15 protein-coding genes are annotated in these 12544 nt (G+C 70.7%); 4 read left to right on the top strand and 11 right to left on the bottom strand.

Annotation, left to right across the window (positions count from 1 at the left end; genetic code table 11):
- Positions 1-63: 63 nt before the first annotated feature.
- From AB0I71_RS06430 to AB0I71_RS06410, 5 genes are all read right to left on the bottom strand, one after another.
- Positions 64-489 (bottom strand): CBS domain-containing protein, encoded by a 426-nt coding sequence (locus AB0I71_RS06430; RefSeq protein WP_357582203.1) that lies wholly within the window; start codon positions 487-489, stop codon positions 64-66.
- Positions 490-565: 76 nt separating this feature from the next.
- Positions 566-2308, bottom strand: coding sequence for a proline--tRNA ligase (locus tag AB0I71_RS06425; RefSeq protein WP_357582202.1), 1743 nt, complete (start codon positions 2306-2308; stop codon positions 566-568).
- Between the two features lie 220 nt (positions 2309-2528).
- On the bottom strand, positions 2529-3188 hold the full coding sequence (locus AB0I71_RS06420; protein ID WP_357582201.1) for a response regulator transcription factor: 660 nt from the start codon (positions 3186-3188) through the stop codon (positions 2529-2531).
- The gene (locus AB0I71_RS06415; protein ID WP_357582200.1) at positions 3185-4474 is read right to left on the bottom strand and encodes a histidine kinase; all 1290 of its coding nucleotides are present in this window, start codon (positions 4472-4474) and stop codon (positions 3185-3187) included. Before AB0I71_RS06415 ends, AB0I71_RS06420 begins: the two co-directional genes overlap by 4 nt.
- Before the next feature lie 4 nt (positions 4475-4478).
- The gene (locus tag AB0I71_RS06410) at positions 4479-4607 is read right to left on the bottom strand and encodes a hypothetical protein (protein WP_357582199.1); all 129 of its coding nucleotides are present in this window, start codon (positions 4605-4607) and stop codon (positions 4479-4481) included.
- Between AB0I71_RS06410 and AB0I71_RS06405 the strand changes: the two genes are divergently transcribed.
- Together AB0I71_RS06405 and AB0I71_RS06400 are read left to right on the top strand one after the other, a co-directional pair.
- Positions 4606-5043 carry a hypothetical protein gene (locus tag AB0I71_RS06405; protein ID WP_357582198.1) on the top strand — a complete coding sequence of 146 codons (438 nt, stop codon included), beginning with the start codon at positions 4606-4608 and terminating at the stop codon, positions 5041-5043. The two genes, AB0I71_RS06410 and AB0I71_RS06405, sit on opposite strands and share 2 nt — an antisense overlap.
- Before the next feature lie 137 nt (positions 5044-5180).
- Complete coding sequence (locus AB0I71_RS06400; RefSeq protein ID WP_357582197.1) at positions 5181-6077, top strand: alpha/beta hydrolase; 897 nt, start codon at positions 5181-5183, stop codon at positions 6075-6077.
- 98 nt (positions 6078-6175) lie between these two features.
- On the opposite strand, the gene AB0I71_RS06395 is transcribed toward AB0I71_RS06400, so the two are convergent.
- Both AB0I71_RS06395 and AB0I71_RS06390 read right to left on the bottom strand, forming a co-directional pair.
- Complete coding sequence (locus AB0I71_RS06395; protein WP_357582196.1) at positions 6176-6364, bottom strand: DUF397 domain-containing protein; 189 nt, start codon at positions 6362-6364, stop codon at positions 6176-6178.
- Positions 6349-7158 (bottom strand): helix-turn-helix transcriptional regulator, encoded by an 810-nt coding sequence (locus AB0I71_RS06390; RefSeq protein WP_357582195.1) that lies wholly within the window; start codon positions 7156-7158, stop codon positions 6349-6351. The genes AB0I71_RS06395 and AB0I71_RS06390 overlap by 16 nt, the downstream gene beginning before the upstream one ends.
- A gap of 220 nt (positions 7159-7378) precedes the next feature.
- Between AB0I71_RS06390 and AB0I71_RS06385 the strand changes: the two genes are divergently transcribed.
- Positions 7379-7747, top strand: coding sequence for a hypothetical protein (locus AB0I71_RS06385; protein ID WP_357582194.1), 369 nt, complete (start codon positions 7379-7381; stop codon positions 7745-7747).
- A gap of 46 nt (positions 7748-7793) precedes the next feature.
- Here AB0I71_RS06385 and AB0I71_RS06380 read toward each other — a convergent pair whose 3' ends face one another.
- Complete coding sequence (locus tag AB0I71_RS06380; protein ID WP_357582193.1) at positions 7794-9014, bottom strand: hypothetical protein; 1221 nt, start codon at positions 9012-9014, stop codon at positions 7794-7796.
- A gap of 86 nt (positions 9015-9100) precedes the next feature.
- Positions 9101-9739, bottom strand: coding sequence for a formylglycine-generating enzyme family protein (locus AB0I71_RS06375; protein WP_357582356.1), 639 nt, complete (start codon positions 9737-9739; stop codon positions 9101-9103).
- Positions 9740-9866: 127 nt separating this feature from the next.
- Between AB0I71_RS06375 and AB0I71_RS06370 the strand changes: the two genes are divergently transcribed.
- Positions 9867-10634 carry an SGNH/GDSL hydrolase family protein gene (locus AB0I71_RS06370; protein ID WP_357582192.1) on the top strand — a complete coding sequence of 256 codons (768 nt, stop codon included), beginning with the start codon at positions 9867-9869 and terminating at the stop codon, positions 10632-10634.
- Between the two features lie 115 nt (positions 10635-10749).
- On the opposite strand, the gene AB0I71_RS06365 is transcribed toward AB0I71_RS06370, so the two are convergent.
- Together AB0I71_RS06365 and AB0I71_RS06360 are read right to left on the bottom strand one after the other, a co-directional pair.
- The gene (locus AB0I71_RS06365) at positions 10750-12006 is read right to left on the bottom strand and encodes a sialidase family protein (protein WP_357582191.1); all 1257 of its coding nucleotides are present in this window, start codon (positions 12004-12006) and stop codon (positions 10750-10752) included.
- Positions 11999-12514, bottom strand: a complete 516-nt coding sequence (locus AB0I71_RS06360; protein ID WP_357582190.1) for a SigE family RNA polymerase sigma factor — start codon at positions 12512-12514, stop codon at positions 11999-12001. Before AB0I71_RS06360 ends, AB0I71_RS06365 begins: the two co-directional genes overlap by 8 nt.
- Between the last annotated feature and the right edge of the window lie 30 nt (positions 12515-12544).

The following is a 12544-nucleotide window of genomic DNA, read 5'->3' as shown; positions in this document are numbered from 1 at the left end:
CGCCAGGCTACCGGCGTCGTACGGGTCGCCTTCGGCCCCCGCTCACCAGCGGTCGCCCCGTCCTCACACCGTCGGCGACTGTTCGCTGATCTCGCTGAGCGCCGACGTGGGGTCGAGCTGCATGGCGAGGTCGCCGAGGGAGACGATGCCGACCAGCTTGCGCTCGTTGTCGCAGACGAGGATGCGGCGGATGCCGCGCTCACGCATCAGCGACGCGGCCTCACCCGCGGTGCAGAACTGCTCGATCATCACGACCTCCCGGGTGACGATCGAACCGATGGTGGTGGCGGTGGCGGTGGCGTTCTCCGCCACCGCACGCACCACGATGTCGCGGTCGGTGAGGATGCCGGCCAGGTTCGCGCCGTCGGTGACGACGACATCGCCGATGTCGGCCTCCTTCATCACCTTGGCCGCTTCGTCGAGGGTGGTCTCCGCAGGCAGGTAGATCACCTGCCTGGTCATCACGTCAGCGACCCGGTAGCCGGTCATGAGAGCCCCTCCAGAGAAACGTCGAGCCGATCAGACTGCGGTACCCCGTCACCTGACGGCTACACCACGTTCCTGCCTACCCGAGCGACAGTTTCTCCACCAGGTCCGCCACCGGCAGATCGGTGCGCTGCCCGGTCGCCCGGTCGCGCAGCTCGACGTACCCGTCGGTCAGGCGGCGTCCCACCACGACGGTGCGCGGGATGCCGATCAGCTCGGCGTCGGTGAACTTGACCCCCGCGGAGACGTTGGTCCGGTCGTCCACAAGCACCCGCAGTCCCGCGTCGGCGAGCCGGGCACCGAGGTCGAGTGCCGCGTCGAGCTGCGGACCCTTGCCGGCGGCCACCAGGTGTACGTCGCACGGCGCGACCGACGACGGCCACACGAGTCCCCGATCGTCGTGGTGCTGCTCGGCGATCGCCGCCACCGCTCGGGACACCCCGATCCCGTAGCAGCCCATGGTGGGCCGGACCGGCTTGCCCTGTAGACCGAGAACGTCGACGGCGAAGGCGTCGGTGTAGCGGCGACCGAGTTGGAAGATGTGCCCGATCTCGATGCCCCGGCGCATGGTCAACCGACCTGTGGCGCAGGCCGGACAGCTGTCACCGGGGCGCACCTCGGCGGCTTCGACGGTGCCGTCCGGGGTGAAGTCCCGGCCGCACACCACGTTCGTGGCGTGCCGCCCCGGCTCGTTAGCGCCGGTCAGCCAGGCGGTACCCGGCACGACACGGGGGTCGACCAGGTAGCGGACGCCGAGCTTGTCGAACACCTGCGGCCCGAGGTAGCCCCGGACCAGCTCGGGATGCTCGTCCCAGGCGTCGAAGACGTCCACGGTGGCCGGTGCCAGCGTCGCGGCCAGCCGCTTCAGGTCGACCTCCCGGTCGCCGGGCACTCCGACCACAAGCAGTTCGGGCGCTTCGCCGCCCGGTCGGCGTACCGTCAGCACGACGTTCTTCAGGGTGTCGGCGGCCGACCAGTCGTCCCGGCCGGCCAGCCGGCGGTCGTTGGCCAGCGCGACCAGGCTGGCGATTGTCGGCGTCTCGGGGGTGTCGTGCACCTCGGCGGCCGGCTGCGCGTGCGGGTCGCCGGCCGCCGGAGCGGGGGTGGTCACCGCCTCGGTGTTGGCCGCGTAGTGGCAGTCGGTGCAGCCGACGTAGGTGTCCTCACCGACCGGCGTGGTGGCAAGGAACTCCTCCGACGCGGAGCCGCCCATCGCGCCCGACATCGCGTGCACCACCGTGTAGTCGAGGCCGAGCCGGTCGAAGATCTCCTGGTACGCCGCGCGGTGCCGGCCGTACGCGGCCCGCAGGCCCTCGTCGTCCAGGTCGAAGGAGTACGCGTCCTTCATCAGGAACTCGCGCCCACGCAGCAGACCGGCGCGCGGACGGGCCTCGTCGCGGAACTTCGTCTGGATCTGGAACAGCGTCACCGGGAAGTCGCGGTAGGAGGTGAAGAGATCTTTGACCAGCAGCGCGGCCAACTCCTCATGGGTCGGTGCCAGCAGGTGCTCGGCACCACGCCGGTCGGCCAGAGTGAAGATGTCGTCGCCGTACTCCGTCCACCGCCCGCTGGTGCGGTACGGCTCGGCGGGCAGCAGCGCCGGAAAGTGCACCTCCTGGTCGCCGATCGCGGTCATCCCGGCCCGCACGATCTCGGTGACCCGGTCCAGCACCAGCCTGCCCAGCGGCAGCCAGGCGTAGCCGCCCGGTGCGGCCCGCCGGATGTATCCGGCCCGCAGCAGCAGCCGATGACTCGGCACCTCCGCGTCCGCCGGATCCTCCCGCAGGGTCCGGATCAGCGACGTCGACATCCGCAGCAACATCACCGCACCCTAGAACCCCACCCCCCACCCCAACGACCCATTTCCCCACCCCACCCCCACCCCACCCCACCCGCCGGACCCACCTGCGCGTCCCCCCCCGGCGTACCCCCGACGGGTTGATCAAGAAGTTTTGGTCGTGGATCGGCCATTTCCCGACCAAAACTTCTTGATCAACGCGGAGAAGGGTGGGCCTGGGGTGGGTGCGGGAGGGGTGGTGGGGTTACGGGTGGGGGGTCGTCAGGCCGGCGCGGTGGGCTATGACGGCCAGCGCGGTGCGGTCGCGGGCGTTCAGCTTGGTGAGGAGACGGCTGACGTACGTGCGGGCGGTCGCCGGGCTGATGAACAGCGCGCGGCCGATCTCGTCGTTCGTCTCGCCCAGCCCGACCCGGGTCAGCACGGCACGCTCCCGCTCGGTGAGCACGGACAGCCGAGGATCTGGCGGAGGCTGCCTCGGCGTGGCGGCGAGCCGTTCCATGACCCGGCGGGCGACCGTCGGCGAGAGCAGGTTCCCGCCGGCAGCGGCCGTGTGCACCGCCCGTCGCAGGTCGTCCGAGGGCGTGTCCTTCAGCAGGTAGCCGGCGGCGCCGAGGCTGACCGCCTCGACGATGTCCTCATCGTCGTCGAAGGTGGTGAGGATCAGCACCCGGGTGCCCACCAGGGCGTCGTCGGCGCGGATCGCCGCGGTGGCGGCCAGGCCGTCCATCACCGGCATCCGGATGTCCATGAGTACGACGTCCGGCCGCAACTGGCGGGCCAGGCGCAGACCGGAGCGGCCGTCGGCGGCCTCCCCGACCACTGTGAGCTGCGGGTCGGCCGCCAGCAGGGTACGTATCCCGGCCCGGACGAGATCCTGGTCGTCGACCACCAGCACGCTTGTCATCCCGGCTCCGCCAGGGGTAGTACCGCGCGTACCACGAAACCTGTCTGCCGGTGCCCGGCGGTGAGGGTGCCGCCGAGGCTCTCGGCCCGTTCCCGCATCCCGGCGATGCCGTGCCCGGACCGGGCCACCGCTGGCGGCTCGACCACGCCGTTCGCGGCATCCCGGTAGGCCGGCGGCTCGGCCAGCTCTACGCTGCGTGTCGGCTCTGCGTTGCGTGTCGGCTCTGCGCTGTGTGTCGGCTCTGCGTTGCGTGTCGGACCTGGGTCGGGGGTCGGGTCGGAGCCGGTGTCGGTGACTGTGACGGTGAGCTGATCGCCGTGCTGCTCGGCGTGGATCTCTACGCGGCTGCCGGCGGAGTGCCGGACCACGTTCGTGACCGCCTCCTGCACGATCCGGAACGCGGCGGCCTCCACCGGTGCCGGCAGGGGCGCGTCGACGGCCACCCGCACGTCGACATCGAATCCGGCGGCGGAGGCGGCCCGGGTGACCGCGTCGAGGTTGGCCAGCGAGACGACCGTGCGTGGCGGGTCGCCCGGTGACCGCAGCAGGGTCACCGTCCGCCGCAGGTCGTCCATGCTGCGGTGGGCCGTGGACCGGATCAGCTCCAACGCCGACCGGGCGGCGGTCTCGTCACGGCCCAGTGCCTCCCGGGCGACGTCGGCGTGCAGTGCGATCACCGAGGTGGTGTGGCCGAGGGAGTCGTGCAGGTCGCGGGCGATGGCCATCCGCTCGTCCCGGAGGCGGGCCTGCGCCTCCTGCCGGTACCGGGCTTCGGTCAGCTCGGCGATCCGTCGGGCGTCCGCCTGCGCGGCCCGCCGGGATCGGAGGCTGTCGCCGAGGGCGATCGCCGCACCCATCAGCAGGACGTGCCCGGCCAGCTCGTAGCCGACGACGAAGGAGAAGTCCTGCCCCTCGGCGAGCCGGAAGACCACCGAGACCACGATCACCAGCACGGCGGCGACGATCGAGGCGGTGATCCGGCCGTGTTCGGCGGCGGAGAACAGGGCGGCGGCGACCGGCACGGCCAGACCGACGGCCGGGTAGCCGGCGGCGTAGTAGGCGAACAGGCCGAGCACGCTGACGGCCAGCACCAGCACCGGGTAGCGCCGTCGGACCAGCATCAACGCGCCCAGGCCGACCGCCCACAGGTACGCGACCCGATCGGGCCCGTGCCGGCCACCCTCGTTCGCCGTGATGACGATCGAGACGGTGACGGCGACGCCCACGCCGAGGAGTACGTCGGTGACCCAGGGACGTACCCTCCGCTGCGTCGACTGGCCGGCCACGAACTCAGCGTACGGCGAGGTCGGGGCCGCCGGAGTCGTCGGCAGGCGACACCGGCTGTCGCCTGCCGACGTACTTCGAGCAGGTCCGCAGGCGGATGGCGCGGCCACCGATCGTTCCTAGCGTTGCCGGCATGGACACGTCACCTCGCCCGGCTCTCGGGCTTCCGTTGCTCACCCTGCTCGGGTTGGCACTGCTCGGCCTGCCCCGGGTGGTGCTGCACGACCTGGGTCTGGTGCACGAGCGCACCTTCGTGAACCTGCTGCTGGTCGTCGTACCGCCGATCGTGTGGATCGCCGTGGCGCTGGCGAAGCGGGTGCCCAACCCGTTCCTGACCCTGCTCGTCGTCGGTCTGCTGTACGGCGTCCTGCTGGCACTGACCCATCAGCTGCTCTGGCACGTGGCCTTCGACGAGCAGCCGACCCTCGGCGGCAACCTGACCGACCTCGCGCCGGGAACGCAGGCAGTCATCGTGCGGATCTTCGCTGCGATCAGCAGCCTCTTCACCGGCGTCATCGTCGGCGTCGTCTCAGGCGTGATCGCCTGGGCCCTCTCCCGCCGGCGTCTCTGAAGAGGATCTTGGTCCGGCGGCGCCCTTCCAGGGGCGTTCCCGGACCAAGATCTGCGGAAGCGGTCTCGGTGACCGTCGCGACGTTCTAGGTTCGGTGACGGACGGGGTGCCGTTGGCCGGGGGCGGGGGGTGGGGCGTTGTTCACTGACGTGCGGAAGGTTGAGGCCGGCGTACTTGATGTCGGTTATGTCGACGCCGGTCCGCCGGACGGCCCGGTGGTGCTGCTGCTGCACGGCTGGCCGTACGACATCCACAGCTTCGCCGAGACCGTGCCGCTGCTGACCAGCGCCGGCCACCGGGTGCTCCTGCCGTACGCGCGCGGCCACGGCAGCACCCGGTTCCGCTCCGCCGACGCGGTGCGCAACGCCGAGCCGGCCGCCCTCGCTGTCGACACCGTCGCGTTCCTCGACTCGCTGGAGATCGAGCGGGCGATCCTGGCCGGGTTCGACTGGGGTGCCCGCAGCGCCGCCATCATCGCCGCGCTCTGGCCCGAGCGTTGCCAGGGGCTGGTCGCGGTGAGCGGCTACCTGATCGACGGTCAGGCGTCGGGGCGGGTGCCGCTGCCCCCGGTGGCCGAGCACGCCTGGTGGTACCAGTACTACTTCGCCACCGAACGCGGTCGGGAGGGTTACGCGCGGAACACCCGCGACTTCGCCAGGCTGATCTGGCAGACGGCCTCGCCGAAGTGGAACTTCGACGACGCCACCTTCGACCGGAGCGCGGCGGCGTTCGACAACCCGGACCACGTCGACATCGTCATCCACAACTACAGGTGGCGGCTGGGCCTCGCCGACGGAGAGCCGCAGTACGCGGACCTGGAGGAGCGGCTGGCCGGCAAACCGCCGATCACCGTGCCGACGATCAGCCTGGAGGGGGACGCCAACGGCGCACCCCACCTGCCACCCGAGGCGTACGCGAAGCAGTTCACCGGCCCGTACGAACACCGCATTGTCACCGGCGGGGTGGGGCACAACCTGCCGCAGGAGGCACCGCAGGCCTTCGTCGACGCTGTACTGGCGGTCGCCTCCCGCTGACCAGCGGGTCAGCGGACCAGCGGGTGGGCGAGGCAGCGCTCAGCGCCCAGCGCTCAGTGGTCGGCGGGTCGGCGGACCAGCGGGTGGGCGGTCAGCGGTCAGCGGAGCTTGGCGTGGGCGACGAAGCGACGCCAGGCGGTGGGGGCGAAGGTGAGCACCGGGCCGGCGGCGTCCTTGCTGTCGCGTACGCCGACCACGCCGGGCAGGTTGTCGGCCACCTCGACGCACTCGCTGCTGGCGCTGCGGGTGGACTTGCGCCAGGTCGCGCCGGTCAGATCGTGGACCATGACTCCATCACTTCCTTCATCAGCAGCTCGGACTGTCCTTTGGGGAGGGCCACACTGCGGATTCCCTCCCACATAGCGTGCAGGGTAGCGAGTTCCTCGGCCCTGTCGATTGTCGCGCCACCGACCTGGTTCTCCAGGTAGCCGACCCAGTCGCCGTCGGCCCCCCGAGCCAGGGTCAGCGGGCCGGCGTGGCCGACGTGCACGCTGACCTCGGCCGAGATGACGTGGATCAGCACGCCGCCGCGTTTCACGCAGTCGAGCAGGTGCCCGATCTGCTGCGTCATGATGCCCCGGAAACTCTCGTCGGCTCGGCGCAGGGCCGCCTCCTCGATCACTGCGATCAGGATCGGCGGGTCCGGTCGGGTCAGGATCGCCTGCCGGTCCATCCGTACCGCCACCCGCCGCTCCACCTCGTCGTCGGTGAGCATGTCGTCGGACCGGATCACCGCGCGGGCGTAGTGCTCGGTCTGGAGCAGACCGGGGACCAGCGTCGGGTGGTAGCAGCGCAACTGCTGAGCGACGCGCTCGGCGTCCAGCCAGGGGCGCAGGAAGTGTGGTTGGCCGTGCAGTTCGGCGATGCGCAGCAGACCCAGCAGCAGGCCGTCGCTGTTCAGCACCTCGTCGGCCCGCTTGAGGAAGAGCCTGTCGAACGGGCGCTGCCCCAGCTCGATAGCGGAAATCTGCGATCCGGAGAAGTGCACCTGCTTGCCGAAATCCTCCTGGGTCAGGTCGGCGGCCAGCCGCAGCCGGCGCAACTGCGCCCGGATCAGTTCAGCGGTCGGCTCGGATTCCACAGTGCCTCCACGATCGATCGGCTGCTCGGGCGGGCTTCCCGGCCGAGCATCGGTCGCGCCACGGCCGGCGGCGATGCCTTCCGACAGTAGTCACCCGGTCACCACACTGTCACCTGGCGGTCCTGCTCCCATCCATCGGGGACGGGGTGGGGCTGCGCCGGGGCCGCCCCGCGATCCCCCGTGCGGGGTGGCCCCTTCCCAGTTGCCACAGGAGGTGGAGATGCCCGACCCGAACCGAATGCCCGTGCCGCGCCGCGGCCCGGCGGCCGAGCGGCCCCGGCGGCACCCGCTGGACGGGCCGCAGCATCTGCCGCTACGCCCGCTCTGGTTGTGTCGCGCCTGCGGGCTGTCCTGGCCGTGCGCCGAGGCCCGGCTGCTGCTCCGCGTCGAGTACGACAACCGTTGGCTGGACCTTGCTGTCTACCTGTCCGGGCTCTACTACGAGGCGACCCACGACCTGTTCCGGCTGAACCCGGAGGGCGGCCCCACCCCGCGCGAACTGTTCCAACGGTTCGTGGCCTGGGGCCCGTACCGTCGCCCGGCTGTCGCCCTCCCACCGGCCTGCACCGGCCGCTGCCGCACCACCTGACCCGGACCAGTCCTGGGCTGGTCCGGGTCAGGCGTCGGCGGACGGATCAGGAAGCTGTGGTGTCCTCGCCGGAGACGAACGCGACCGATCGGCGACGTCGGGCGAGTAGCAGCACGATGCCCGCCGCGACCATGGCGAGGCCGGCTCCGGCGATCAGCCCGGCCTGCGGCCCGGTGACCGGCAGGCCACCCCCGCCACCGTTGTCGTCGTCCTTCTTCACGGCGACCACGACGGCGTACCCGTCCTGGTTGTCGCTGGCGTCGACGTCGGCAGCCGGTACGGCGACGGCGTTCGCCGGCAGCACGGTCCGCTCCGAAGCGGAGCGGGCGCTGATGCCCTCGGTCAGGCCCTCGACCTGCACGGTCCCGCCGGCCAGGGTGACAGGTGCCTTGATGTCGGCCGGCACCGTCACCAGGTTGTACAGCTCGACAGCGGAGTGGAGGTCGTCGTCCGGCTCGCTGTTCCTGGTGGGCGGCGCGAGCGCGAGCGAATCGTAGGTGCAGACCGCCGACCGTCCGTCGTCGTCGATCACACACTCCTGCGGCGGCCTGGTGAACGTCACCTTCTCAGGCAGGCGAAGGGTGACGGTGACACCGCTTACCGCCTTCAGGCCGTGGTTGACGATCCGGTACCGCACCGCGCCCGTCTCACCCGGATTCAATGTCCCGGTGGATTCCAGCCGGCCACCGGCACCGACGCGCACCGACTGCTTGACGTCCGGCGCCACCACCCACAGGTCGGCCTCGGGATCGTCGACGAGCCTGACAGTGAACTCCCTGGTCTCGGTGATCCGCTCCCCGTTCTCGCCCCAGATCATGTAGACCTCGATCTGGAGTTTGCCCTCGAAGGGCTCCTTTATCGATCCGGTACTGACGGAGATGGGGAAGTCCACCGTGCCGCCGGGTGCCGGCAGCAGCTCCGGAACGGTGAACGTGTCGGCGCGGCAGTACCAACCATTGGAATCGCCGTCACACTCGCCGGAACCACCACCCATCCGCCACATGAACCAGGCTCTGTCATGCCAAGCCAAATCGTCGGCCCGGGCGCGGTACTCGATCGCACTCGGGGTCTCGTCGGTCAGATTTGTCACCTTGAGGTGGATCGTCTTCCTGGTGAACCCGACCGGAATCGTCGTGCCGGTCAGCTCGAAGGTGAACTTCGGATCCGGGTCGACCGCCGAGGCGGGACCGGCGGGAACAGCGATCCCGCCAACGAGAACCAGCGCAGCAACGGCTGTCAGTGACAGCCAGCGACGACCAACGGCCACAGCAGAATCCTTCAGGTGAACGGGGCATGAACGGGGCGTGTGGTTCAGGACACTACTCGCGACGGGCCCGCTGCGGTGCCCCCCGCTCAGCCGGAGCGCGCCACCCGGAAGCCCACGTCGTCGACGGTGAAGGTCGGGTGGCTGCGGCGGCGTACCGAGGCGCGGCAACTCCAGTGCTCGTCGAACCATCCGCCGCCACGGAGCACCCGGTAACTGCCGTAGACCTCTGCGTCGTAGACGTCCCAGCACCAGTCCCACACGTTGCCCAACATGTCGTACAGGCCCCAGGTGTTGGGTTGCCGGCCGCCGATTTCGTGGAGGCGTCCGCCGGAGTTGTCGCGGTACCAGGCGATCTCGTCGAGCGGCCCGTACCGGGGGCCTGTCGTGCCGGCCCGGCAGGCGTACTCCCACTCGGCCTCGGTGGGCAGCCGGTAGCCGTCGGCGGAGACGTCCCAGTCGACCTGCTCGCCGTCGACCCGGTACGCCGGCCGCAGACCTTCCTGAGTCGAGCGGGCGTTGCAGAACCGGATCGCGTCCCACCAGGAGACGCTCTCGACCGGCCGCCGGTCACCTGTGGAGGCGCTGGGCCGCTCGCCGGTGACCTGCGCGTACTCGGCCTGGGTAACCGGGAAGGCGGCGAGTTGGTACGCCTCGACCTCGACCGACCACCGGCGCTCGGTCCGTCGATCGGAGAGCTGCACCCGCCCGGCGGAGATGGACACCATCACCCGTGCAGTGTCGATGACGTCCGCCACGTTCCCCCGCACGGGGCACCGCCATGCGGGTGACCGATGCAAAACTTCCGGTGGTAGGCAGGGGTTCCTTCCCTACTCGCAGGTCGGAGGAGTGAGCGTGCGCTGGCGCAGTTACGTCGCGGTCGGGGACAGCTTCACCGAGGGTCTGGACGACGCGTACCCGGACGGCAGCTTCCGGGGTTGGGCGGATCTGGTGGCCACCCGGCTCGCCGCCGAGGCCGGGCCGGACTTCACGTACGCCAATCTGGCCATCCGGGGGCGGACCTTCCCGAGCGTGGTGGCCGAGCAGGCACCGGCGGCGCTGGCGATGAAGCCCGACCTGATCAGCTTCGCGGCGGGTGGCAACGACGTGCTGCGCCGCAGTTTCGATCCGGACGCCCTGGTCACCCGCTTCGACGAGGTGGTCGGCCGGCTGCGCAGCGGCGGCGCCGACGTGCTGCTGTTCCGGTTCGCCGACGTGATGGCGCGGCTGCCCGGTCAACGGCTGATCGCGCCCCGGGTCGCCCTGCTCAATCGCGCCGTCGGCGAGACCGCCGAGCGGCACGGCGCCATCCTGGTCGACCTGTACGCCGACGACACGTACCTGAACCCGTTGCTCTGGAGCACCGACCGGCTGCACCTGTCCCCGGCCGGGCACCGCCGCGTCGCCGGCCAGGTGCTCAACGCTCTCGGTGTCGGCTGCGACGAGGAGTGGCTGCTGGTCCCGCCGAACCCGGAGCCCACCCCCTGGTTGTCCGCCCGCACCGCCGATCTCCGCTGGGCCGGTCAACACCTGGCCCCCTGGATCAGGCGCCGCCTGACCGGCCGCTCCTCCGGCGACACCCGCACCGCCAAGCGCCCCACCCTCACCCCCCTGACCGACTAACCCACCCCCTCCCACCCCCACCTCTCGCGGGGTTGATCAAGAAGTTTTGGTCTGGTTTCCGCCTGCCGAAGACCAAAACTTCTTGATCAACGCGGTAGGTGGCTGCGGTGGGGGGTTACTGGGTGCGGAAGCGGATCCAGGTGCGGTCGGTGCCGGAGCCGACGCCGAGGTAGATGGCCGGCGGGCTGGACAACTCGATGGTGCCGTCGGGCAGCGTGCGAAAGTACGGGACGTCCTTGGGGTCTGACCAGAGGCCGTCGAGTTCGGGTACGGGTGTGTAGCGGCCGTCCACGAAATACCCACCCCCACCTTTCGTCCTGGTCAGCCAGAGCAGCCCGCCGTCGCCGGCCTCGACCGAGTACGTGTCGCCGGGCAGTCGGGCACCCTCCCGCCAGGTGTCGCCCACCAGCCGCCACGTGCGAGTCGGGTTCGGCACCGCGTCTTCGGACTGGGAGTCGACCAGCCACACGTCGGCGCCGTCCGGGGAGACCAACAGGCTGGCGGCCCCGGTCACCGGGGGCAGTTTCCGCCAGGTCTTCGCCCCGTCCTCGCTGACCGCGACGGTCAGCTTCTTCTCCTCCTTGACGCCCACCCACAGGCGGCCGTCACCGCCCTCGGCGAGCCGATAATTGGAGGCAAGGACCACCGGTGGTTGGTTGACCCCGCCACCTCCACCGATTCGGGTGAGCTGCTGGCGGGGGCAGGCAGGTGGTTCCAGACCGTTCAGACCAGGGCAGTGGATCACGAACCCACCGCTGGTCGCCACGAAGAACAGGGCTGCCGTGGGCGGCCCTTCACCGGGGTGTTCGGTGAACGTCGCACCGCCGTCCGTGGTGAGGAAGTACCGATTGCCGTCCCTCATGACGAGGCGCTGGGCGTCCAGCGGAAGTAGCTCCAGGTAATCGAAGGATTCAGGCTCGGCGACCGACGGCGGCACCGTGATTCCCCGCCAGGTCGCGCCACCGTCCGTGGTCCGGATCAGGGACCGCTCGCAGTCCTCGATCAAGTCCTGGCCGAAGCAGGTGTCGCTGTAGGACCAGCCGTGTCGGGCGTCGACGAATCGTGGCTGCACGTGAGCAGTGGTCGCGCCGGGGGCACCAACGTGCCGGTCGATGAGGTTTCCGTCCGGCACGAGCGCCGTCGACGGGCTCGGCATGGGGTTCGGCGGAAGCGGCTCGCCGTCCGCACCGGTCAACACGTACGCGCCGACGGGACCCGCCAGGAGAAGGGCGACCCAACCCGCCAGCAGGTGTCGCCAACCCCGGCGACGGCGCACCCGGTGCTGGACATCAGACACGCCCGGCGGGCGGAAGGTCGGTGCGGCGGTCGCCTCGAACTCGGCGAACAACTGGTCCAGGTTGATCTCACGCACGGCCGGCCTCCTGCCGCTCGGTGAGGTGGCGGGCCAGGGCGGTGCGGGCCCGCGACAGCCAGGACTTGACGGTCCCCTCGGGTACGCCGAGCTGATCGGCGATCTCCGCGACGGTGAGCTGGGCCAGGTGGTGCAGGACGATCGCCCGGCGTTGGGCGGCGGGCAGGATGGTGAGCGCGTCCAGCAGCACCACCCGGTCCGGGTTCGGGCCCGGTACGTGCTCCTCCCGCTGCCGGGCCAGGTGACGCACTGCGGTGCGGACCCGGCGGAGCCGGCTGGTGGCCAGGTTCCAGGCCACCCGGCGGACGAACGCCGACGGGTCGTCGTACCCGCTGATCCGGTCCCAGCGCTCAAGTGTCCGGCAGAACGCCTCCTGGGTGATGTCCTGCGCCTCGGCGTGGTCACCGAGGTACGCGTAGAGCTGCACCGCCACCCGCTGGAAGTGCACCTGGTAGAACTCGCTGAAGTCCACCGGCGGTGGGTCGGCCCCTGGTGGCGCTGCGGTCATGGCGGTCCTCGTGTTCGGCGGCAGTCAGGA

Source organism: Micromonospora sp. NPDC049891, assembly GCF_040660295.1.
Classification (GTDB): domain Bacteria; phylum Actinomycetota; class Actinomycetes; order Mycobacteriales; family Micromonosporaceae; genus Micromonospora.
The sequence above is the reverse complement of the archived record's forward strand: the minus strand, read 5'-3'. Positions and strand labels throughout refer to the sequence as shown.

Coding starts and splice junctions, on each gene's coding strand:
- AB0I71_RS06375 (WP_357582356.1), bottom strand. CDS start 9,739: ATGGTGTCCATCTCCGCCGGGCGGGTGCAGCTCTCCGATCGACGGACC.
- AB0I71_RS06385 (WP_357582194.1), top strand. CDS start 7,379: ATGCCCGACCCGAACCGAATGCCCGTGCCGCGCCGCGGCCCGGCGGCC.
- AB0I71_RS06430 (WP_357582203.1), bottom strand. CDS start 489: ATGACCGGCTACCGGGTCGCTGACGTGATGACCAGGCAGGTGATCTAC.
- AB0I71_RS06395 (WP_357582196.1), bottom strand. CDS start 6,364: ATGGTCCACGATCTGACCGGCGCGACCTGGCGCAAGTCCACCCGCAGC.
- AB0I71_RS06405 (WP_357582198.1), top strand. CDS start 4,606: ATGGACACGTCACCTCGCCCGGCTCTCGGGCTTCCGTTGCTCACCCTG.
- AB0I71_RS06410 (WP_357582199.1), bottom strand. CDS start 4,607: ATGCCGGCAACGCTAGGAACGATCGGTGGCCGCGCCATCCGCCTGCGG.
- AB0I71_RS06420 (WP_357582201.1), bottom strand. CDS start 3,188: ATGACAAGCGTGCTGGTGGTCGACGACCAGGATCTCGTCCGGGCCGGG.
- AB0I71_RS06425 (WP_357582202.1), bottom strand. CDS start 2,308: ATGTTGCTGCGGATGTCGACGTCGCTGATCCGGACCCTGCGGGAGGAT.
- AB0I71_RS06360 (WP_357582190.1), bottom strand. CDS start 12,514: ATGACCGCAGCGCCACCAGGGGCCGACCCACCGCCGGTGGACTTCAGC.